General features: G+C 58.4%; 21 protein-coding genes and 1 riboswitch. Of the genes, 8 read left to right on the top strand and 13 right to left on the bottom strand.

Going from position 1 to position 22,380, the window contains the following annotated elements:
- Positions 1-27 precede the first annotated feature (27 nt).
- Complete coding sequence (gene pbpG / locus C1Y41_RS01825; protein WP_094112243.1) at positions 28-966, bottom strand: D-alanyl-D-alanine endopeptidase; 939 nt, start codon at positions 964-966, stop codon at positions 28-30.
- A gap of 186 nt (positions 967-1,152) precedes the next feature.
- Positions 1,153-1,740, bottom strand: a complete 588-nt coding sequence (locus tag C1Y41_RS01820) for a Yip1 family protein (protein ID WP_039383350.1) — start codon at positions 1,738-1,740, stop codon at positions 1,153-1,155.
- 168 nt (positions 1,741-1,908) lie between these two features.
- Between C1Y41_RS01820 and C1Y41_RS01815 the strand changes: the two genes are divergently transcribed.
- The 4 genes from C1Y41_RS01815 (at position 1,909) to C1Y41_RS01800 (ending at position 7,510) form a co-directional block, all read left to right on the top strand.
- On the top strand, positions 1,909-2,484 hold the full coding sequence (locus C1Y41_RS01815) for a DedA family protein (protein ID WP_039385764.1): 576 nt from the start codon (positions 1,909-1,911) through the stop codon (positions 2,482-2,484).
- A 165-nt stretch (positions 2,485-2,649) separates the two neighbouring features.
- Positions 2,650-4,464 (top strand): glycoside hydrolase family 15 protein, encoded by a 1,815-nt coding sequence (locus tag C1Y41_RS01810; RefSeq protein WP_104084687.1) that lies wholly within the window; start codon positions 2,650-2,652, stop codon positions 4,462-4,464.
- A 197-nt stretch (positions 4,465-4,661) separates the two neighbouring features.
- Positions 4,662-5,777 (top strand): L,D-transpeptidase family protein, encoded by a 1,116-nt coding sequence (locus tag C1Y41_RS01805; protein ID WP_104084686.1) that lies wholly within the window; start codon positions 4,662-4,664, stop codon positions 5,775-5,777.
- 137 nt (positions 5,778-5,914) lie between these two features.
- Positions 5,915-7,510, top strand: a complete 1,596-nt coding sequence (locus C1Y41_RS01800) for an inorganic phosphate transporter (RefSeq protein WP_104084685.1) — start codon at positions 5,915-5,917, stop codon at positions 7,508-7,510.
- Positions 7,511-7,574: 64 nt separating this feature from the next.
- Here C1Y41_RS01800 and dusC read toward each other — a convergent pair whose 3' ends face one another.
- From dusC to C1Y41_RS01785, 3 genes are all read right to left on the bottom strand, one after another.
- Positions 7,575-8,525, bottom strand: coding sequence for a tRNA dihydrouridine(16) synthase DusC (gene dusC, locus C1Y41_RS01795; protein WP_104084684.1), 951 nt, complete (start codon positions 8,523-8,525; stop codon positions 7,575-7,577).
- Between the two features lie 4 nt (positions 8,526-8,529).
- The gene (gene rhlE, locus C1Y41_RS01790) at positions 8,530-9,909 is read right to left on the bottom strand and encodes an ATP-dependent RNA helicase RhlE (RefSeq protein WP_104084683.1); all 1,380 of its coding nucleotides are present in this window, start codon (positions 9,907-9,909) and stop codon (positions 8,530-8,532) included.
- A gap of 254 nt (positions 9,910-10,163) precedes the next feature.
- A complete protein-coding gene (locus C1Y41_RS01785; RefSeq protein WP_039383339.1) occupies positions 10,164-10,556 on the bottom strand; it encodes a YbhQ family protein in 393 nt (130 codons plus the stop codon).
- Between the two features lie 176 nt (positions 10,557-10,732).
- On the opposite strand from C1Y41_RS01785, the gene C1Y41_RS01780 reads away from it, so the two are divergent.
- The 3 genes from C1Y41_RS01780 to C1Y41_RS01770 are packed head-to-tail and all read left to right on the top strand — an operon-like array spanning position 10,733 to position 13,700.
- Complete coding sequence (locus C1Y41_RS01780; protein ID WP_104084682.1) at positions 10,733-11,494, top strand: endonuclease/exonuclease/phosphatase family protein; 762 nt, start codon at positions 10,733-10,735, stop codon at positions 11,492-11,494.
- Positions 11,491-12,735: a cardiolipin synthase ClsB gene (gene clsB / locus C1Y41_RS01775; RefSeq protein WP_039383337.1), complete on the top strand. Its 1,245-nt coding sequence runs from the start codon at positions 11,491-11,493 to the stop codon at positions 12,733-12,735. Before C1Y41_RS01780 ends, clsB begins: the two co-directional genes overlap by 4 nt.
- Entirely contained in the window at positions 12,735-13,700 is a 966-nt protein-coding gene (locus tag C1Y41_RS01770; RefSeq protein WP_104084681.1) for a lysylphosphatidylglycerol synthase domain-containing protein, read from the top strand. Before clsB ends, C1Y41_RS01770 begins: the two co-directional genes overlap by 1 nt.
- A 66-nt stretch (positions 13,701-13,766) precedes the next feature.
- Here the strand turns inward: C1Y41_RS01770 and C1Y41_RS01765 are convergent, their stop codons facing one another.
- The 7 genes from C1Y41_RS01765 to moaA form a co-directional block, all read right to left on the bottom strand.
- Positions 13,767-14,474 carry a Bax inhibitor-1/YccA family protein gene (locus C1Y41_RS01765; RefSeq protein WP_039383334.1) on the bottom strand — a complete coding sequence of 236 codons (708 nt, stop codon included), beginning with the start codon at positions 14,472-14,474 and terminating at the stop codon, positions 13,767-13,769.
- A 56-nt stretch (positions 14,475-14,530) separates the two neighbouring features.
- Entirely contained in the window at positions 14,531-15,625 is a 1,095-nt protein-coding gene (locus tag C1Y41_RS01760) for a DUF1615 domain-containing protein (protein ID WP_104084680.1), read from the bottom strand.
- Positions 15,626-15,701: 76 nt separating this feature from the next.
- On the bottom strand, positions 15,702-16,154 hold the full coding sequence (gene moaE / locus C1Y41_RS01755) for a molybdopterin synthase catalytic subunit MoaE (protein WP_039383330.1): 453 nt from the start codon (positions 16,152-16,154) through the stop codon (positions 15,702-15,704).
- 2 nt (positions 16,155-16,156) lie between these two features.
- Positions 16,157-16,402, bottom strand: a complete 246-nt coding sequence (moaD, locus tag C1Y41_RS01750; RefSeq protein ID WP_094112270.1) for a molybdopterin synthase sulfur carrier subunit — start codon at positions 16,400-16,402, stop codon at positions 16,157-16,159.
- On the bottom strand, positions 16,395-16,880 hold the full coding sequence (gene moaC / locus C1Y41_RS01745; RefSeq protein WP_039383325.1) for a cyclic pyranopterin monophosphate synthase MoaC: 486 nt from the start codon (positions 16,878-16,880) through the stop codon (positions 16,395-16,397). Before moaC ends, moaD begins: the two co-directional genes overlap by 8 nt.
- The gene (gene moaB, locus C1Y41_RS01740) at positions 16,877-17,398 is read right to left on the bottom strand and encodes a molybdenum cofactor biosynthesis protein B (protein ID WP_039383322.1); all 522 of its coding nucleotides are present in this window, start codon (positions 17,396-17,398) and stop codon (positions 16,877-16,879) included. The genes moaC and moaB overlap by 4 nt, the downstream gene beginning before the upstream one ends.
- A gap of 17 nt (positions 17,399-17,415) precedes the next feature.
- Positions 17,416-18,402: a GTP 3',8-cyclase MoaA gene (moaA, locus tag C1Y41_RS01735; protein WP_039383320.1), complete on the bottom strand. Its 987-nt coding sequence runs from the start codon at positions 18,400-18,402 to the stop codon at positions 17,416-17,418.
- A riboswitch (molybdenum cofactor riboswitch) is annotated at positions 18,392-18,526 on the bottom strand. It overlaps the preceding gene by 11 nt.
- 190 nt (positions 18,527-18,716) lie before the next feature.
- On the opposite strand from moaA, the gene yvcK reads away from it, so the two are divergent.
- Positions 18,717-19,619, top strand: a complete 903-nt coding sequence (gene yvcK, locus C1Y41_RS01730; RefSeq protein WP_039383318.1) for a uridine diphosphate-N-acetylglucosamine-binding protein YvcK — start codon at positions 18,717-18,719, stop codon at positions 19,617-19,619.
- A 251-nt stretch (positions 19,620-19,870) separates the two neighbouring features.
- On the opposite strand, the gene uvrB is transcribed toward yvcK, so the two are convergent.
- Positions 19,871-21,892, bottom strand: a complete 2,022-nt coding sequence (uvrB, locus tag C1Y41_RS01725; RefSeq protein WP_039383316.1) for an excinuclease ABC subunit UvrB — start codon at positions 21,890-21,892, stop codon at positions 19,871-19,873.
- Between the last annotated feature and the right edge of the window lie 488 nt (positions 21,893-22,380).

Below are 22,380 nucleotides of genomic sequence, written 5' to 3'. Positions count from 1 at the left end.
CTCCTGCTGGCGGGCGCATCCTCGCCGTTACTCCACTACCGTATTGCTGGTGGTGAGGCCCGCTTTCTGTTTTTTATATGCCAGCGCTGCCGCCGGAACCGGGGCCGCTTTACCGGTTTCCAGCCAGTCGCGCAGGCGATTAGCATCGGCAAAGTGGGTATATTTACCAAACGCATCCAGTACCACCAGTGCCACCGGGCGGTTGTTGATCACGGTACGCATCACCAGGCAGTGGCCCGCCTCATCGGTATAGCCTGTTTTCGTCAGCTGGATCCGCCAGCCCTCTTTGTAAACCAGGTGATTGGTGTTGCGGAACGGCAGTGCGTAGTTCGGGTGCTGAAACACCGCCGTCTGCTCTTTTGTGGTACTGAGCTGGCCCAGCAGCGGATACTGACGCGTCGCTTTCAGCAACTTAACCAGATCGCTGGCGCTGGAGACGTTCTGCGTGGAGAGACCGGTGGGTTCCACATAGCGCGTATGCGTCATACCCAGCGCGCGCGCTTTGGCATTCATGGCGCGGATAAAGGCGTTATAGCCGCCCGGATAGTGGTGCGCCAGACTGGCCGCCGCGCGGTTTTCAGACGACATCAGCGCCAGCAGCAGCATCGAGCGGCGGCTGATTTCGCTGTTGAGTTTGACGCGCGAAAACACGCCGCGCATCTCGCGCGTCTGGCTGATATCTACCGAAAGCATCTCATCCATCGGCAGCTTTGCATCCAGCACAACCATCGCCGTCATCACTTTGGTAATGGAGGCGATAGGCCGCACGCGGTCAGGATGGCTGGAGAACAGCACCTTGCCGGTATCGAGATCAACAATCATTGCGCTGCCGGAGGCGATTTGCGGCTGGGCCAGCGGTGCCAGACCCGACAGCGCGGCCGGTGCAGCCAGTACAGGTGTTACCGCCGCCGGGGCCGTCATAAACAGCGCCAGCGACAGCAGAGAAACAGGTAATTTAACAGACATCGTGTCAGTGAGATCCGATCAGGAGTTTTGCGCTGTGAAAGCTCCACAGGCCGCCCGCATCAGGCCTGTCAGGGTGCGGGCTGGCAGCGGCATAATACGCGCAAATGCGGCAAATTTCTTAGTGAGATTGTTTCCGGGCGTTAAAAAGGCCGCAGTTATGTGCGGCCTCAGAAAAAAGCAGGGAAATCAGAACAGCCTTGGTCCATAGCCCCACAGCACAACCGTCAGCGCCAGCAGCACTTCAAATACCAGTACCCCTATCGCCAGCGTTGAACCGGAGAAGCGCATGCTCTCTTCGCGGTCGATATTCAAAAACACCGGGATGCCGACATAGAGCAGGTAGCCGGTGTAGACCAGCGCCACGGCACCCGCCAGTACGCAGAGCCATACCAGCGGATAAAGTGCGACCAGACCGCTGAGAAACAGCGGCGTGGCGACATAGCCGGCGAACACGGTACAGCGCTGAATACCGGGACGCTGCGGATAGTCGCGCGCCATCCAGTGAATGACCCGCCCCATTACCGCGACGCCACCCAGAATTAACAGATAAAAGAGAATACCCAGACCGAGGCCAGTGAGCAGATTGAGCTGAATAAAGCGATTGTCGCCCAGATTCCAGCCAAATTGTGTCGTGCCGATAAAGGCGCAGATAACCGGTATCGCTGCCATCAGCAGCACGTGATGCGTGTAATGATGTGAAACGCTTTCGTTTTCCTGCTTGATATGGCGCATTTCCTGATTCGGATGCGCCAGAAGACCCCAGACATGATTCATAAAATCACTCCTCTGATGCAGTGGGCCGCCCCTTTAGCATTCAGTCAGACTCCGACAGGCAGCGTCTCTTCAAGTATAACCAGCGCGCCTGTTTTTGCGGCCCGCTGCACAAAAAAAGCCGCCTGCAGCTACACTGCTCAGGTGTCTGTTCTGTCCAGGGAGAAAAAATTGCATCTCGATATCAATGGATTAATCACCCAGTATGGCTATCTGGCCCTGATGATTGGCTGTATTGCCGAAGGGGAAACCTTTACCTTGCTGGGCGGCGTGGCGGCGCATGAGGGGCTGCTGCACTACGGCGGCGTGGTGCTGGCGGCGATGGCAGGCGGCATCATTGGTGACCAGCTGCTGTTCTGGCTTGGCCGCCGCTACGGTACGCGCATTTTGCGCCGCTTCAGTAAACATCAGGCGACGATTGGCAAAGCTAACCGTCTGATCCAGAAGCGTCCCAGCCTGTTTGTTATCGGCGTGCGCTTTATGTACGGTTTTCGCCTGATTGGGCCGATTATCATCGGCACCAGCCGTCTGAAGCCGCTGCGCTTTTTTGTGCTTAATATTATCGGGGCTGCGCTCTGGGCGCTGATTTTTGTCACGCTGGGCTATTTTGCCGGCGAAATCATTGCGCCCTGGCTGCATAAGCTCGATCAGCATCTTAAACATCTGGTCTGGCTGGCGGCGGCTATCGTCACCGGTATTGTCTTACGCTATCTGATCCGCCGCTGGAACCACCGCCGCGCCGGTTAACTGTGGTAGCCTTTGAACTGCGGATTCGCCAGAGTGAATCCGCCATCACACGCTCTCCTCGCTGTTAACGATTTTTCAGTACAGAAGTTATCCATCCGTGCCACGGCGCTGCCCGGCCAGCCGTTTCGTCTATAGTTAACAGTCAGATAAGGTACCGGAGGCGGGATGAGCAAAATTAAACGCAGAATTGATGACCACGGCGTAATCGGCGATTTGCGCACCTGCGCCCTGATCGCAAACGACGGCACTATCGACTATCTCTGCTGGCCAGAGCTGGACAGCCCTTCTGTCTTTGCGGCGCTGCTCGACAGCGAAGAGGCGGGCCGTTTTACCCTTGCGCCTGACTGGCCGCAGGCGCGTCGCCAGCAGCTCTACCTGCCTGATACCAATATTCTGCAGACCCGCTGGCTGGCCGATGAGGGGGTGGCGGAGATCACCGACTATATGCCGATCTGCGATGAGAGCAGCAAAGTCCCGCGGCTGGTACGCCGGGTAAAAATGGTGCGCGGCACCGCTACTTTTCAGCTGGTCTGCGCGCCGCGTCACGATTACGCCCGGGCTGAGACGCGTGCTGAAGTGCGCGAAAGCGGCGTGGCCTTTCTGGCGGAGGGGCAGCCCGCGCTGCGCCTGAGCGCCACGCTGCCGCTGCGCTGCGAAAATCAGGCGGCGGTAGCGGAATTTACGCTGCAGAGTGGCGAACACGCGGAGTTTGTCTTTGGCAACGATGACGATCCGCACGTTGAAACCATCTCAACGGCGCGCTGCTTTCAGGATACGCTCGATTACTGGCTGCGCTGGAGCAATCACAGCTCCTATCAGGGGCGCTGGCGTGAAATGGTGACGCGTTCAGCGCTGACGCTGAAGCTGCTTACCTCACATGAACATGGTTCGATCGCCGCCGCCGCCACCTTTGGCCTGCCGGAGGAGCTGGGCGGCGAGCGCAACTGGGACTACCGCGCCTCCTGGATCCGCGACGCCTCGTTCAGCATGTATGCGCTGATGCGCCTTGGCTATGTAGAGGAGGCGCACGATTTTACCCGCTGGGTCGGCCGCTGCGTTGAACACAGCCATGATGACACGCCGCATCTGCAGGTGATGTATCGTCTCGATAGCGGCACTGAACTGCATGAAAGCGAACTGCTGAACCTCTCTGGCTACGCCGATTCACGGCCGGTTCGCATCGGTAATGACGCGTGGCGTCAGACGCAGCTTGATATTTATGGCGAGCTGATGGACGCCATCTATCTGGCCAACAAATATGGCGACGCCATCTCCCACCGCGGCTGGCTGCACGTCTCCAGCATGATTGATTACGTCTGCGACAACTGGAACCAGCCGGACGCCGGCATCTGGGAGATGCGCGGTGAGCCGGAGCATTTTCTCCACTCGCGCCTGATGTGCTGGGTGGCGCTGGATCGCGCGCTGCGGCTGGGCATGAAGCGTTCACTGCCGATGCCTTACGATCGCTGGGACCGGGTGCGCAGCGAGATCCGCGACGATATCTGGCAGAACTTCTGGAACGCCGACCTGGGGCATTTCACTGCGACGCGCGGCGGCACCGCTCTGGATGCCTCAATGCTGCTGATGCCGCTGGTGCGCTTTGTCAGCTCCACCGACCCCGACTGGCTGGCTACGCTGGATGCCATCAAGGCTAACCTGGTCAGCGATGGTCTGGTACGGCGCTATAATATCAGCGAAACACCGGCTGACGGACTGGCCGGCGGCGAAGGCGCTTTTGTCGCCTGCTCTTTCTGGTATGTGGAGTGCCTGGCGCGCGCCGGCCGGGTGCAGGAGGCGCACTTTGAGTTTGAGAAGCTGCTGAGCTATGCCAACCCGCTGGGTCTGTATGCCGAAGAGTTTACTGAACGCGGCTATGCCCTGGGTAACGTTCCGCAGGCGCTCAGCCACCTGGCGCTGATCAGTGCCGCCTTTTTTCTTAACCGTAAACTCAGCGGTGAAGTCACGCTCTGGCAGCCCTGACTATTCACAATTTGGGGCATTGCGCCAACAGATTTATCTGTGAAGAAGGACTTTTTGCGTAAAGTATCTTCAGGCAGTAAAAATCATCATTCCCATCGCCGCGGCAATGCACATATAATGCGCAGCGGGTCACACTGACCACGATGGATTCGATACTCTGACAAGCCTGAAACACGGCCATAACGACTTGTAAAAACATGAAAAAAAGCATTCGCGCGTTCGCTTCACTAGCTCTTGCCCTGGCCGCTTTCAGCCAGTCAGCCTTTGCTGTCGTCTATCCGCTCCCTGCAGCGAATAGCCGCCTGATTGGCGAAAACATTGAAATCACCGTGCCGGAAGAGAGTAAACTTCCGCTGGAAGCTTTTGCTGCTCAGTATCAGATGGGCCTCAGCAATATGCTGGAAGCGAACCCCGGCGTTGACGTTTACCTGCCTAAAGCGGGCAGCAAAATGGTGATCCCACAGCAGCTGATCCTGCCTGACGCGCCGCGTGAAGGCATCGTGATCAACAGCGCCGAGATGCGTCTCTACTACTACCCGAAAGGCACTAAGACCGTGGTCGTGCTGCCTATCGGTATCGGTGAGCTGGGGAAAGATACCCCGGTTAACTGGACCACCAAAGTAGAGCGTAAAAAAGCGGGCCCGACCTGGACGCCAACCAAAGCGATGCACGCTGAATATGCGGCACGCGGCGAGAGCATCCCGGCGGTCTTCCCGGCTGGCCCGGATAACCCGATGGGTCTGCACGCGCTCTATATCGGCCGCCTGTATGCGATTCACGGGACTAACGCCAACTTCGGTATCGGCCTGCGCGTCAGCCACGGCTGCGTCCGCCTGCGTGCCGACGATATCAAATGGCTGTTTGACAACGTGCCGGTCGGCACCCGCGTGCAGTTTATCGACCAGCCGGTTAAAGCGACCGTTGAGCCGGATGGTTCACGCTGGATTGAGGTGCACAACCCGCTCTCCACCACGGAAGAGCAGTTCAACTCGCGTGAGCTGGTACCGATCAATCTGACGTCAGCCGTGACAAAAGTGGTTGCTGACGCCAGCACCCGTCAGGATGCGGTCAACAACGCCATCCAGGCACGCAGCGGTATGCCGACCAAAATCAACGGTCAGGCCGATGATGCGCAGCCGGCAGCAATTGCCGTGCAGGAATCGGCTGATGCGATGCCAAAAGAGGAACCGATGACGCCGCAGGGCGCAACGGCCGTTGCACCGCCAGCCGATCAGCCTGCTGCACAACCGCAGGCAGAACAGCAGCCGGCACCGGTCGATCAGGCGCAGCCAGCGACCAGCAGCAGCCTCTGATATCGTTCTGACGCCGTCAGAAAAGCCAGCCTCCGGGCTGGCTTTTTTATTGCCATCATCATTCTGTCACACTGCAGGCGTATCACACTGCCAGTAGCGGATGCCGTGGGTGCATCCGATCATCAATGGGGTGTGTCATGGCTGAAACCAGTTTACCGGCGGCGCGCGGACGTCCCGATCTGCAGCGCGGCAGCGGTCCGCTCTCCCGCATATTGTTTCTGCTGCTGCTGGCCGCAGGGCTGATTTTTACCGGGGTTAACCTGTTTAACGATGTGGCGGAAACCGGCGCGGTGGTCACCACCTATACGCCCTTTGTGCTGCTGACGCTGGCGTTGCTGATTGCGCTGGGATTTGAATTTGTGAATGGCTTTCACGACACCGCCAATGCCGTAGCCACGGTGATCTACACCCATTCTCTGACGCCCGGCGTGGCGGTGGTCTGGTCCGGCATCTGCAACTTTCTTGGCGTGCTGCTCTCCAGCGGCGTGGTGGCGTTTGGCATTATTTCGCTGCTGCCGGTCGAGCTTATTCTGCAGGCGGGCAGCGGACACGGCTTTGCCATGGTCTATGCGCTGCTCTTCTCTGCCATTATCTGGAATCTGGGAACCTGGTATTTTGGTCTGCCGAGCTCCTCATCCCATACGCTGATTGGCTCCATCATCGGCGTCGGCGTAGCGAATGCGCTGCTGCATGGCCGCAGCGGCACCAGCGGCGTTGACTGGGATCAGGCGCTGAAAGTGGGCTACGCTCTGTTGCTCTCGCCGATCGTGGGATTTGTCTGCGCGGCTCTGCTGCTGCTGGCGCTGAAAGCGCTGGTGCGTAATCGTCAGCTCTATCAGGCGCCCGACAGCGCCCGCCCGCCGCCGGTCTGGATCCGCGGGCTGCTGATCCTGACCTGCACCGGCGTCTCTTTTGCACACGGCTCTAATGATGGTCAGAAAGGCATGGGGCTTATCATGCTGATTCTGGTCGGCACGATGCCCATTGCCTATGCGCTGAACCGGTCGCTGCCGCCGGAGCAGATCCCGCGCGTCGCCGCGCTGGCGCAGGTCACGGAGCAGCAGCTGCTGACGCTGCAGCCGGCACCCGGGGCGATGCCGGCACCGCGTACGGTACTGACTGAGTTTGTCCGCAGCCGTCAGCCCCGGCCTCAGGTGCTGCCGGCGCTGGGCCTGCTGCTGGGTGATATCAGCGATCAGATCCGGCGCTACGGCTCGGTGAATAATATTCCGGCACAGGCGGTGACCAATACCCGTAACGATATGTACCTGGCTTCGGAGAGTATCCGGCATCTGCAGAGCAGCAGCGTAACGCTGCCCGAAGAGACCGCCCGCAATCTCAGCGCCGTGAAGCGCGAGCTGGACAGCGCCACGCGCTTTATTCCGCTCTGGGTAAAAGTGGTGGTGGCGCTGGCGCTGGGTCTGGGCACGCTGGTGGGCTGGCGACGTATCGTCATTACGGTAGGCGAGCGCATCGGCAAATCGCATCTCAGCTATGCCCAGGGTGCCAGCGCCGAACTGGTTGCGATGGCGACTATCGGCGCAGCTGATGCGTTTGGCCTGCCGGTCTCCACCACGCACGTGCTCTCATCGGGCGTGGCGGGAACCATGGCCGCAAACCGTTCCGGCCTGCAGCTTGCCACGCTGCGCAACCTGGCGATGGCCTGGATCCTGACGCTGCCGGTCTCCGTGCTGCTGGCGGGCGTGCTTTATGCGCTATTTGCCCGGATATGAGCGCCGGTAAAGCAAAAAAAAGCCAGCACGGAGGCTGGCTTTTACTGTGGAAAGCGCATAACGCCTAGCGCACCAGGCGCGCCGCATAGCGCTCAATCGCTGCGGCGATATCGGCAGATACCCGCAGCGTCCGCACTTCGCTGAAGAGATCGTTCGCTTCGGCGTAGGCTTTACGCAGATAGCCCAGCCACTGTTTGATGCGCGCAACGTGGTAGTTGCCGGTATCTCCCTGCTTCTCCAGCTGGGTATACTTCAGCAGCAGCGCCACCACGTCAGGCCAGGCCATTGGCGCCTCGTTATGCTTCACCACGCGCCCGAGGTTAGGCACATTCAGCGCACCGCGGCCCAGCATCACCGCATCGCAGCCGGTGATACGCATACAGGCCTGCGCATCTTCCCAGCTCCAGATCTCACCGTTGGCGATAACCGGGATCGAGAGCCGCTGACGAATTTCGCCAATCGCCTGCCAGTTAATGCATTCAGCCCGGTAGCCATCCTCTTTGGTGCGGCCGTGTACCACCAGCTCGCTGGCCCCCGCCTGCTGTACCGCATCGGCAATTTCAAAGCGGCGATCGCTGCCATCCCAGCCGAGCCGCACTTTAACCGTGACCGGCAGGTGATCCGGCACGGCGGCACGCATCGCCTGCGCGGCGCGGTAAATCAGCTCCGGATCTTTCAGCAGCGTGGCGCCGCCGCCGCTGCCGTTAACCAGCTTTGACGGACAGCCGCAGTTAAGATCGACGCCCCACGAGCCGAGTTCAGCTGCGCGGGCGGCGTTTTCTGCCAGCCAGGCGGGGTGCTGTCCCAGCAGCTGCAGCCGCACCCGCGTACCGGATGGCGTGCGGCTCTGGTGGCGCAGCTCCGGACAGAGGCGATAGAACGACTTTACCGGCAGCAGCTGATCGACCACGCGCAGAAACTCAGTCACGCAGAGATCGTAATCATTGACGCCGGAGAGCAGTTCACGCACCAGTGAATCCAGTACGCCCTCCATCGGAGCCAGTAACACCCGCATCGCGTTATGCGTTCCCGTTGCCTTTGGCAGCCGGACGACGTGAACGTGCCGGTTTGCCCGCGTGACCTGTCGCCGGACCGTTACCGCTCTGACGACGCGGCGCGCGCGACTCACTCTGCGGACGTGCCGCACCGTTGCCCTGACGCTGACCGCCGCCGGAGCGACCGGCGTTGCCGCCCTGCCCCTGACCACGACCGCGCGGCTGCTGCTGGCGACCATTCTGGATCGGCTCCGCTTTAATGCTCGGATCCGGCTCAAACCCCGGCAGCGCGATGCGCGGTATTTCACGCTTCAGGAGGCGTTCGATATCACGCAGCAGCTTGTGCTCATCAACGCAGACCAGCGACAGCGCGGCGCCGGTTGCCGCCGCGCGTCCGGTACGGCCGATACGGTGTACGTAATCTTCCGCTACGTTTGGCAGCTCATAGTTCACTACGTGCGGCAGCTCTTCGATATCAAGACCGCGTGCGGCGATATCGGTAGCGACCAGCACGCGAATGCTGCCCGATTTGAAATCAGCCAGCGCGCGGGTACGGGCGCCCTGACTCTTATTACCGTGGATAGCCGCCGCGGTGATGCCATCTTTGTTCAGCTGCTCAGCCAGATGGTTGGCACCATGCTTGGTACGGGTAAACACCAGTACCTGCTGCCAGTTGTCACGGCCAATCATCAGCGACAGCAGTTCCCGCTTGCGCTTTTTATCAACAAAGTGCACCTGCTGCGACACCTGCTCTGACGCGGTGTTGCGGCGGGCCACTTCTACCTGCTCCGGATTAGTCAGCAGTTTTTCTGCCAGCGTTTTGATTTCGTCGGAGAAGGTTGCTGAGAACAGCAGGTTCTGACGCTTCGCCGGCAGCTTCGCCAGGACGCGACGGATATCGTGAATAAAGCCCATATCGAGCATGCGATCGGCTTCATCCAGCACCAGAATTTCTACCTGCGAGAGATCAACCGCATTCTGATGCGCCAGATCCAGCAGGCGGCCTGGCGTCGCCACCAGTACGTCAACGCCGCCGCGCAGTTTCATCATCTGCGGATTAATGCTGACGCCACCAAATACCACCAGAGAACGCATGTTCAGGTACTGGCTGTATTCGCGCACGTTCTCACCGACCTGTGCGGCCAGCTCACGCGTTGGCGTCAGGATCAGCGCGCGCACCGGGCGGCGGCCGCGTGCAGCGGCAGGGTTTTCAGAAAGACGCTGCAGCAGAGGCAGCGTAAAACCGGCGGTTTTACCGGTACCGGTCTGGGCGCTCGCCAGCAGGTCACGGCCAGCCAGCACTACGGGAATTGCCTGACGCTGAATTGGCGTCGGTTCGCGATAGCCCTGTTCTGCTACCGCACGCAAAATATCGGCATTCAAGCCGAGAGAGTCAAAGGACATGCAGGTGTATTACTCCGAACCGCCCTGATCGCGCTGCGCGATGTAGTTTTCAGGGGGGATATGACGCAGCCCCGGGGGCCTGCGTGTGAAAAGGGCACAAACTACCATGCGTAAGGAGGCGAGTGTACCAGCTTTCACTGCGCACTGCGACCTGCAAAACAGGCACGTCGCTGGTTGCTGCTGCGTGACGTGAGGTGCAGCAGGCAATAAAAAGGGAGCCTTTAAGGCTCCCTGACTGGCGGGATGCGCAGCGGTCAGCTACGCTTTTTCTCCACGCGGGGGGCAGGTTCTCTGGCCAGCAAAGAAACCAGCGCCGGGCCCACCAGCATCACGACGCCCAGGCAACCAATCAGCAGGTTGTTATGGAAAAAGCGTGAGATCAGGAACAGCGTCAGCATCGCTGCGCCAAAATAGTAGGTTGTGGTGACCTCTTCCAGAGTGTCACCCATACGGCGTAAACGGGCACTACGCTGCAGGGCCAGCATGGAGATAAACACCACTGCATAAGCTGCCACCAGGGTACTGCTCACTTCAACCAGTGCCTTATGTTTCCAGCCCCAGACCAGTGCGGCAATCACCAGCAGATGCGTGGCGATGTGCAGACAGGTTTGACCGGTAACAATCTGAACACGATTAGACCATTTCATACTTTTCTCCTGGCAGACCCAACAGGTCGCCCAAGTGTATCTGACCGAAGCCAGACGGATTTCCTCAATGTAAAACAAATTTCAGATAAGACCTTAATTTTCTCGCCCTGGCACCACCCGTTTGTGACAAAGACTACACTTTGTTCTATTCATGATGAAAAGGAGCGCGTCGCAGTATGCCACAAAACACGCAAGGATTTTCATTTAAAGTCCTGACGATCAATACCCATAAAGGTTTCACCACGTTTAATCGTCGTTTTATTCTGCCGGAATTACGCGACGCCGTACGCGCCACATCAGCGGATATCGTCTTTTTACAGGAGGTAATGGGTACCCACGCTATTCATGCCGCACAGATAGAAGCGTGGCCTGAGAACTCACATTATGAGTATCTGGCTGACACCATGTGGCACGACTTCGCCTATGGCCGCAACGCGGTTTATCCCGAAGGCCACCACGGCAACGCGATACTGTCACGCTTTCCTATTGCTGAATATCAAAATCGCGACATTTCTGTTGCTGGCAGCGAAAAGCGCGGCATGCTGCACTGCCAGATTACGCTGCCCGACCGGGCGCAGCCGCTGCATGTCATTTGCGTCCATCTTGGCCTGAAAGAGAAGCATCGGCTGACGCAGATGAAGATGATGTGCGATGTGATCAACGCGCTGCCAGCGGATGCACCGCTGGTCGTGGCCGGGGATTTCAACGACTGGCAGGTGCGCGCTAACCGTTTTCTGCAGCGCGGTGCCGGTTTGAAAGAGGTGTTCAGCCTGAAAAATGGCCGGCCGGCGCGCACGTTCCCGGCACGCTTTCCGCTCTTACGCCTCGATCGTATCTATATTCGTAATGCGTCCGTCAGCCAGCCCTGGGCGCTGCCGGTCAAACCCTGGTCTCATCTGTCCGATCATGCGCCGCTGGCGGTGGAGATATTCCTATGAATTTCAACTGGCGTGACGGCAACCAGCTGCGCCTGCTGGAGAATGGCGAAGCGTTTTTTCCGCGCGTATCGGGTGCCATCCAGCGCGCCGAGCGCACGCTGCTGCTCGAAACCTTTATTCTCTTTGAAGATAACGTAGGTAAGGCGCTGCACCGTGACCTGCTGGCGGCGGCACAGCGCGGCGTGAAGGTCGAAGTCATGGTAGATGGCTATGGCTCTCCCGATCTCTCTGATGAGTTTGTTAATACCCTTACGGAGGCGGGCGTTCGGTTTATCTACTACGATCCGCGCCCGCTGGTCATGGGGATGCGTACCAATCTTTTTCGCCGTCTGCACCGTAAAATCGTGGTGATCGATGAGCAGATCGCCTTTGTCGGCGGCATCAATTTCTCGGCTGAGCACAACACCGATTACGGTCCGGAAGCGAAACAGGATTATGCCGTGGAGGTAAAGGGGCCGGTGGTGATCGATATCGCCCGCTTTGTCCAGATGGCGATGGGCAGCGATCAGATCACCCGCCGCTGGTGGGGAAAACCGTCAAGACATGTGGCCGTTAATGCCCAGCCCGGCAGCGCTCAGGTGCTGTTTGTTTATCGCGACAACAATGAACACCGCGACGACATTGAGCAGCACTATCTGGATATGCTGCGCAAAGCGAAACGCGACGTGATTATCGCTAATGCCTACTTCTTCCCTGGCTATCGCCTGCTGCGCGAGATGCGCAACGCTGCCCGGCGCGGCGTGCGCGTGCGGCTGATTGTGCAGGGTGAGCCCGATATGCCGATTGTGAAAGTAGGAGCCGAGCTGCTCTATAACTATCTGGTGGATGGCGGCGTGGAGGTCTATGAGTATTGCCGCCGGCCACTGCATGGCAAGGTCGCGGTACAGGATCAGCACTGGACCACCGTCGGCTCCAGTAACCTCGATCCGCTGAGCCTGTCGCTTAATCTTGAAGCTAACCTGATCATTCACGACCGCGCATTCAACCAGACGCTGCGCGATAATCTGGAAGGCCTGATTCAGCACGACTGCGTGCGCGTCCAGGATGACAAACTGCCGCCGCGTAACTGGTGGCAGTTAACCAAAGGCGTCATTGTCTTCCACTTTCTGCGCCACTTCCCGGCCATTGCTGGCTGGCTGCCTGCGCATACGCCTCAGCTATCCCAGGTCTCGCCTCCGGTTCAGCCTGAGATGGAGACGCAGGATCGGGTGGAAGCCAATAATGAAGGAGCGAAATCCTGATGAGCAAAAAGAATCCGAAGTGGCGGCTGGCGAAAAAAATTCTCACGTGGCTCTTTTTTATTGCCGTCGTTGTTCTGCTGGTGGTCTACGCGCGCAAAGTCAACTGGGAAGATGTCTACAAGGTTATCACCGGCTACAACCGCTATGTGGTGCTGGGTGCCGCCGGGCTGGTGATTGTCAGTTATATTACCTACGGCTTATACGATCTGATTGGCCGGGTCTACTGCGGCCATAAGCTATCGAAGCGGCAGGTGATGCTGGTGTCGTTTATCTGCTACGCCTTTAATCTGACGCTCAGCACCTGGGTGGGCGGCGTCGCCATGCGCTACCGCCTCTATTCACGCCTGGGCCTTTCAGGCAGCACCATTACCCGCATTTTTTCACTGAGCATTGCCACTAACTGGCTTGGCTATATTTTGCTGGGCGGCGTGGTGTTTGTCTCCGGCATGGTGCCGATTCCGCCGCGCTGGTTTATTGGTGAAGGCACGCTGCGTATCATCGGTGGTGCACTGCTGCTGCTGACGGCAGTCTATCTCTGGGCCTGCGCCTTTGCGAAAAAGCGGCAGTGGACGGTGAAGGGCCAGCGGCTGCAGCTGCCTTCACTGCGTATGGCGCTGTTCCAGTTTGCCGTCTCCTGCGCAAACTGGATGGTGATGGGCACCATTATCTGGCTGCTGCTGATGCGTGAAGTGGACTATCCCATCGTACTGGGCGTGCTGCTGATCAGCAGTATTGCCGGCGTCATTATTCATATTCCGGCGGGTATCGGCGTGCTGGAAGCGGTGTTTCTGGCGCTGCTGAGCGGACAGCACGCCTCACACGGTGAAATTATCGCCGCGCTGCTTGCCTACCGTGTTCTCTACTTCATTCTGCCGCTGCTGCTGGCGCTGGTGCTGTATCTCTGGCTGGAGAGCCGGGCGAAGCATCTGCGACACAAAAATCAGCAGAAAATGGCAGAGCAGTAACCGCAGCTGGAAGGATAAAAAACGGGGGCGCATCGCTGCGCCCCCGGTAAAGATAAAGCCGGCGTCTTAGCGGCGGTTGCCGAAAATCCGCAGCAGCATCAAAAACAGATTGATGAAGTCGAGGTAGAGCGTCAGCGCCCCCATAATGGAGTAGCGACGCAGGTTTTCGCTATCGCGGGCGTCAATATTTTCACCCACCGCTTTCAGTTTCTGCGTGTCATAGGCGGTCAGCCCCACAAACACCACCACGCCGATATAGGTAATAGCCCACATAAGCGCCGGGCTTTTCAGCCAGAAGTTCACCAGCGACGCCAGCACGATACCAATCAGCGCCATAAACAGCAGGCTGCCGATACGGCTCAGATCGCGTTTGGTGGTGTAGCCGTAAAAGCTCATCGCCCCAAACATTCCGGCGGTAACAAAAAAGGTGCTGGCGATAGACGAGTAGGTGTAAACCAGAAAAATACTCGCCATGGTCAGGCCGGTCAGCGCCGAATAGAGCATAAATAGCGCCGTCGCCACGGCCCCGCTCATACGCTGGACCAGACCCGACAGCACAAAGACCAGCGCCAGCTGTGCGATGATCAGGCCAAAGAAGGTAATGCGGTTAGCGAACACCAACTCCATGACCGCAGGCGTACGCGCGGCAAACCAGGAGACAAACGCGGTGAGCAGCAGGCCGCAGGTCATCCAGCCGTACACCTGAGCCATATAGGCCTGCAGCCCGGCCGACGCCGGCTGCACAAACGAATCATTACGTGGATATCGATCCATGATGCACCTCTCAAATAGAAATTACAGGGTCAGAGTGAAGTGTATACCATGCCGCCTCAACGGCGCGTCATACACTGCTGATATCGGCTGTTAACCCGCTGGGCAAACCACGCGGTGGTGAGATTACGGGTAATTTTCGGGCTCTCCAGTTTGATCCCCGGCAGCATCTCACGCGGCACCCGCTTGCCCGCCATTTTATCCGCCAGAATAAAGGTCTGTTTCCACAAGGTTGTATTGCTGAAGTCCGCCGTATCCCCTTTTTCCAGATCGCGGCGAATTTCCCGGTCGCTCATATCGAGGCGTTTGCCCAGCGTACGCACCGCCAGCTCAGTCGAGCCCGCCTGCTCGCTGCCATAATTGATCAGGTCGCCATCCAGCGCGAGGCGGATCCCACTGGCGCGCGCAATCGCGGCCTGAAACGCCGCGTTGCGGCTGGCATACCAGCCTGCGTTAAAGTCGGCAAAGCGATAGAGCGGCTGACTATAGTCTGCCGGATAGCCCAGCAGATGCTTCGTGCCGAACCAGATCCCTCCGCGCCGGCTGAACACCTCGCGCCGGATCGAACCATCGATGGCATACGGGTAGCCCTGCGCATGCGCCTCGGCAAAGGCAACGCTTACCTGCATCGGCCCGCCGGTGTGTACCGGGTTCAGCCTGCCAAACAGCGTCTGCCCCATCGGCACCATATCGATAAAATCATCAAAAATGGCGCTCAGCTCCTTTTCACTGCGCACCTTGTCCAGCCGCGCGGCGTAGCTTTCACCATTGGAGGATTTGATCAGCAGCGCAGTCCGCACCAGAAATGCCGGAATGTGCAGCTTTGCCGCGCGCCGGTCAATCTCCCCCCAGGCAATTTTTGGCAGCCCGGGCACCGCAGCATCGGCGCTGAAATTTGACTCCTGCCCGGCGACGGCGATCACCGCGCACAGATTGCTGGCGCTCGTATCGAGCTGCTGGACACGGAAAGCGGTATAGATGTCATCAGCCCAGGCTGATTTTTGCGTCACGTACCCGGGCAGCAGCTGCTCAATCTGCGCTTTAACATCTGCGGGCTGGCGCGCCGGCGCCTGCGGCTCTTTTTTACTGCTGCAGCCGGCCACGATCAGCGCGGTCAGCAGAAGCGCGCCGCGGCGTAAGAAGGTTGGTTTCATCCTGCTCCCTGATAAAAAAATGCGTGCTTCAGGCACGTTGCGGGCGCGAGGCTCCCGGCCCCCGCCCTGTCCGTTATTACTCCCAGCGCGCCGCTGCCTGATGGTCGCTGTCACGCGCATCCACCCAGCGATCCCCCTCCGGGGTGGCTTCGCGCTTCCAGAACGGCGCACGGGTTTTAAGATAATCCATAATAAATTCTGCGGCTGCGAATGCGCTGCCGCGGTGTGCGCTGCTGACGCCCACCAGCACTATCTCATCACCGGGAAAGAGTTCACCCACGCGATGGATCACTGTTATCTGCTGCAATGGCCAGCGCTGCCGGGCAGCCTCAGCGATTTCCGCCAGCGCTTTTTCCGTCATACCCGGATAGTGCTCCAGCGTCAGCGCCGCTACGTCGGCGCCGAGGTTATGATTGCGCACTTTACCGGTGAAGGTAACGATAGCGCCATCCCGATCGTCTGCGGCCAGCAGCCGGTATTCAGCACCGGTATCAAACGGCTCGGGGCCAACGCGAATACGGGTTGTCATGGTTAACCTCCGGTGACCGGCGGGAAAAACGCCACTTCATCACCCGCCTGCAGCGGATGCGTCATGGGGACCAGCGTCTGATTGACTGCGGCCAGCAGCCTGCCCGATTCCAGCGCCAGCGCCCAGCGGTCGCTGCGCTGCGCCAGTGCAGCACGCAGTGCCGCCACGTCAGGATAGGCTTCCGGCAGCGTCAGCTCGCTGGTGCCGGTCAGCTCACGCACCTGGGCAAAAAACAGGACTTTAATCATGGCTGACCGCCCTGAAGTCACCTGACTTCCCGCCGCTTTTGCTCAGCAGGCGCAGCTGGTCAATCACGATATCTTTCTGCACCGCTTTGCACATGTCGTAGATGGTCAGCGCCGCCACGGAAGCGGCCGTCAGCGCCTCCATCTCCACTCCGGTTTTACCGGTCAGGCGGCAGCGCGCGGTGACGCGTACCCGGCTCTGCGCCGGTTCCGCTTCCAGCGTCACTTCCACTTTACTCAGCATCAGCGGATGACAGAGCGGTATCAGCTCCCAGGTGCGCTTTGCCGCCTGAATGCCGGCGATACGGGCCGTGGCAAAGACATCGCCTTTATGATGGCTGCCTTCCATGATCATCTGCAGCGTGGCAGGTGACATCAAAACCAGCGCCTCCGCCTGCGCTTCGCGCACGGTTTCATTTTTGCCGGAGACATCAACCATGTGGGCTTCGCCAGCGGCGTTAATATGCGTTAACTGATTCATACAGTGACTTTCTTCAGATGAGAGACAAAATTACAGGGCCGGGTGCGCGCATCCAGCTGATCGGCGATGATACGTTCCCAGCCGCAGCGGCAGGCGCTGGTGGAGCCTGGCAGGGCAAAAATCAGGGTCTGATTGGCGAGGCCGGCAACGGCACGCGACTGCAGCGTTGCGCTGCCGATATCTTCATACGAGAACATACGGAACAGTTCGCCAAAGCCGTCAATTTCGCGGTCAAACAGCGGCAGCAGCGCTTCCGGCGTACTGTTTTTGCTGTTAAAGCCGGTGCCGCCGTTCACAATCACCACCTGGATATCGTCGCTGGCGATCCAGCGCGATACCGTGGCGCGAATGCGGTAGCGATTGTCAGGCAGAATAGCGTGATCCACCACCTGATGCCCCGCGTCCGCCAGCGCCTCACGCAGATAGTCTCCTGAGGTGTCACTCGCCGCATCGCGGCTGTCGGATATGGTCAGCACCGCGGCAGTCAGAGCGGTAAACTCGCCGGTTGGTTTAGCCATGGCTGTAACTCCTGTGTTTAGCCACCAATGAAAGAGAGATTTTGCGTAATACCGGTCTGGCCCTGATGCAGAAAGTGGGTCTGCTTTTTCTGGCCAAGACTATGGGCGATACGCGCCTGCAGCTCGTCCTGCTGTGCATCGGAGGCGAGCAGATCGCGCAGCTCTACCCCACCGTCGCCAAACAGGCACAGGTGCAGTTTACCGGTGGCCGAGACGCGCAGCCGGTTGCAGCTGGCGCAGAAATCTTTTTCATAAGGCATAATCAGGCCGACCTCACCCTGATAGTCGGGATGACGAAATACCTGTGCCGGCCCGTCGCTGCGGCCGCGCGGCTGCCGCTGCCAGCCCTGCACGATCAGCCGGTCGCGGATCACCTCACCGGAGATATGGTGACGCCGGAACAGATCGCCCCCTTCACCGGTTTCCATCAGCTCAATAAAACGCAGCTGAATCGGACGCGTGCGGATCCAGGCCAGAAACGTATCCAGACTCTGGCTGTTAACATCACGCATCAGCACGCTGTTAACTTTGACTTTTTCGAATCCGGCGTCAAACGCGGCGTCGATACCGGCCATAACCTCAGCAAATTTGTTCTGCCCGGTGATGGCATGAAACTGCCGCGCATCCAGGCTGTCCACGCTGACGTTAATGTGCGTCAGCCCTGCATCGCGCCATGACTGTACGTCACGCGCCATGCGATAGCCGTTGGTGGTCACCGCAATCTGTCGCAGCGCGGCGTTTTCACGCACGGCAGCGATGATGTCGGTAAAATCGCGACGCATCGAGGGTTCACCGCCGGTAAGCCGGATCTTCTCCGTTCCCGCGGCGGTAAAGGCGCGGGTCACCCGGCGGATCTCATCCAGCGAGAGAAAGCTTTTGTTGCGGGTACTGCCAGGCTTGTAGCCGTCCGGCAGACAGTAAGTACAACGGAAATTACATACATCCGTGATCGACAGGCGCAAATAGTAGAAGCTGCGCGCCCAGGCATCTGTAAATTGTGGCACCTTAACACCTTTCCAAAGTCGGGAGATGCAGGCATTTCTTTCTGCACCCTGGCAGCATGACGCTGCGGCCAGGCGGCCCTATCATTTGACTTAGGCGCGCAAGGCTTGGGAGTTTGTTGTCATTGAGGACAACGCGGTCTCTGGATGGTAGCGCGCTTTGCGTCAGTCAGCCAGTCACTGCGTGCGTTGTATAACATGATATATAACGATTTTTCGCGGCATTATCGCAGCAGAATAGGCTAAACTGCGCCACATGACGCTGCCCCCGGCAGCAAAGAATTGGCTTTCAGCGCAGTGGACCGATAAGGAGCAGCATGAATCGAACGCTGGCAGATTTAGATCGCGTGGTGGCACTGGGCGGCGGACACGGCCTGGGCCGCGTCATGTCAGCGCTGGCGCCGCTGGGCTCGCGACTCACCGGTATAGTGACCACCACGGACAATGGCGGCTCCACCGGACGTATCCGCCGTTCAGAGGGGGGGATCGCCTGGGGAGACATGCGCAACTGTCTTAATCAGCTGATCACCGAGCCCAGCGTCGCTTCCGCGATGTTTGAATACCGTTTTGCCGGTAACGGCGAACTGGCGGGCCACAATCTTGGCAACCTGATCCTGAAAGCGCTGGATCATCTCAGCGTGCGTCCGCTGGAAGCGATTAACATTATCCGCAATCTGCTCAAGGTTGATGCGTTTCTCATCCCGATGTCAGAGCAGCCGGTTGATCTGGTCGCGCAGGATGCAGAAGGCAACATGGTGTATGGCGAAACCGCGATTGATGAGATGCGTCAGGCGCCTCAGGCGCTGATGCTGCATCCGGCGGTTAATCCCACCCGCGAAGCGCTGGACGCCGTGGCTGAAGCCGATCTGATCCTGATTGGCCCGGGCAGTTTCTATACCAGCCTGATGCCGATTTTGCTGATGGAAGAGATGGCGCGCGCGCTGCGGCGTACGCCCGCTACGATGGTATTTATTGGCAATCTTGGCCGCGAGCTTAGCCCGGCAGCCGCCCGTCTTAGCGTGGCAGATAAGCTGGCCATTATGGAGCAGGCGATTGGTAAACGGGTTATTGATGCCGTAGTGATCAGCCCGACTGCCGACACGCAGGGTCTGGCGCAGCGCATTATTGTGCAGGAGCCGCTGGAAGCTGAAGATATCCGTTATCGCCACGATCGACAGCTTCTGCGCCTGGCGCTGGAGCACGCCATCCAGGCGCTTTAAAGCCGCCAGCCGTATAAATACGCCAGGGCCGCATAAATGCGGCCCCTACAGATATTGGTGTAGGGGCGCCATTTATGGCGCCCTGGTCGCGTATGAATTCGCGGAATAAACGTAGGGGCGCCATTCATGGCGCCCTGGTTGCGTACAAATCCGGTGGTGAATGAATACGCCAGGGCCGCATGAATGCGGCCCTCTACGGAATGCGGCCGCTGTGTAATGCGGCTCCTGCGGAATGCGGCACGGGTTGGTGGTTATGAGGCGGCAATAAACAGTTCGCGCAGCTCATGCAGCCGGTCGCGCAGGCTGGCGGCTTCTTCAAACTCCAGGTTTTGCGCATGCTGCTGCATCTGCGCTTCCAGTTCGTGAATTTTCTTCTGCATCGCCTGTGGCGTAAGCGCCAGGTAATCAGCATCATTCTCTGCTGCCGTGCGCGTGGCCGTTTTGCCTTTGCCGCGCGTTTTCACCACGTTTTTGCCCAGCTCAAGAATATCCGTGATCTTCTTATTCAGCCCCTGCGGCACAATGCCGTGCTCGGTGTTGTAGCGCTCCTGCTTCTCGCGACGTCGCTCTGTCTCTTCAATCGCGCGTGCCATAGAGGGCGTGATTTTATCAGCATAAAGAATCGCTTTGCCGTTCACGTTACGCGCTGCACGACCAATCGTCTGGATCAGGGAGCGTTCTGAACGCAGGAAGCCCTCTTTGTCGGCGTCGAGAATCGCCACCAGGGAGACCTCCGGCATATCAAGTCCCTCACGCAGCAGGTTAATCCCTACCAGCACGTCAAACTCGCCCAGGCGCAGGTCGCGAATAATCTCCATGCGCTCAACGGTATCGATATCAGAGTGCAGATAGCGCACCTTCTCACCATGCTCTTCAAGATATTCAGTGAGGTCTTCAGCCATACGCTTGGTCAGCGTCGTCACCAGCACGCGTTCGTTGATCTCCACGCGTTTGCGGATTTCAGAGAGCAGATCATCCACCTGTGTGCCGACCGGGCGCACCTCAAGAATGGGATCGAGCAGACCTGTCGGACGCACTACCTGATCGATCACTTCCGTGCCCGATTTTTCCAGCTCATATTTACCCGGCGTGGCGGAGACATAAATGGTCTGCGGGGCCAGCGCCTCAAACTCTTCAAACCGAAGCGGACGGTTGTCCAGCGCGGACGGCAGGCGGAAGCCGTACTCCACCAGCGTCTCTTTACGCGCGCGGTCGCCGCGATACATGCCGCCAATCTGCGGAATAGTAACGTGCGACTCATCCACCACCAGCAGACCATCGGCCGGCAGATAGTCAAACAGGGTCGGCGGCGCTTCACCCGGTCCGCGTCCCGAGAGATAGCGCGAGTAGTTCTCAATCCCCGAGCAGTAACCCAGCTCGTTCATCATCTCCAGGTCAAACTGGGTGCGCTGCGTAATGCGCTGCTCTTCCAGCAGCTTGTTATTTTCCAGCAGCACCTTACGGCGCAGGGCCAGCTCATCTTTGATCTCTTCCATCGCCTGCAGGATGCGCTCGCGCGGCGTAACGTAGTGCGTTTTGGGATAGATGGTAAAGCGCGGGATCACTGACTCAATTTGTCCGGTAAGCGGATCAAATAGTGAGAGCCGCTCAACCTCTTCATCAAACAGCTCCACCCGCAGAGCCATATCGTCGGACTCCGCCGGGAAGATATCGATCACCTCCCCGCGCACGCGGAACGTACCGCGCTGAAACGCCTGATCGTTACGCGCATACTGCAGCTCAGCCAGACGCCGTAAGATACTGCGCTGATCGATGATCATACCGCGCGTCAGATGCAGCATCATTTTCAGATAGAGATCGGGATCGCCCAGACCATAAATTGCCGAGACCGACGCGACCACGATGACATCGCGTCGTTCCAGCATCGCTTTGGTGGCGGAGAGGCGCATCTGCTCAATGTGCTCGTTCACCGCCGCATCTTTTTCGATAAAGGTGTCAGAACTCGGCACATAGGCTTCAGGCTGATAGTAGTCATAGTAAGAGACGAAAAATTCTACCGCGTTGTCCGGGAAAAACTCTTTCATCTCCCCATAGAGCTGCGCCGCCAGCGTTTTGTTAGGCGCCAGCACCATCGTCGGCCGGTTGAGATCGGCAATCACATTGGCAACGGTAAAGGTTTTGCCCGATCCCGTTACGCCGAGCAGGGTCTGATGCGCAAGGCCATCTTCCAGCCCCTCCTCCAGACGGCGGATCGCTTCAGGCTGATCGCCTGAAGGCTTAAAGGCGGAGTTGAGTTTAAAGACTTTGCTCATGATTTCAGAATTCCTGCTGAAGAAAAGGGCTGGCAGGCTGATAATTCTACTCTGCTATGGCGATTTTGCCAGAAAAAAACACTGGATATATTTACAGATAAACGTCACGATGGTCCTGCTGCCCGTGGCGCCGCTTCAGAGGCACTAAAGCGGCAGCTGGCTAAAATATGTCGCGCCAGGTTATCCCCAGGCGGGCCGGGCTTTTAACAATTGTCAAGAGAACGTCATTAAAATGCAGCGGTAAACTTCAGCCGGAGTTTTACAGGCTTGCTTTTAGATAACATACTGAATTTAATGAAAATAGACCAAAAGCCCAGTTTCGCAGCATAATGTATCCAGGCCGCGTATTTCCTCGCTTGCGCCCGGTTTTCAGTCGCTAATGCACAAGGTTATCCACAGGAATAGTGGATAAGTGAAGCCAGCCCCGAGCCCGCAGGCTGTGTATAAAAAATCCCGCCCTCTTCTGCGCTAACAAAAAAATTTTTTTT

Source organism: Pantoea sp. ICBG 1758 (genome assembly GCF_002928325.1).
Classification (GTDB): domain Bacteria; phylum Pseudomonadota; class Gammaproteobacteria; order Enterobacterales; family Enterobacteriaceae; genus Pantoea; species Pantoea eucrina.
Note: the sequence above shows the minus strand (reverse complement) of the source record. Positions and strands in the feature narration are given on the sequence as shown.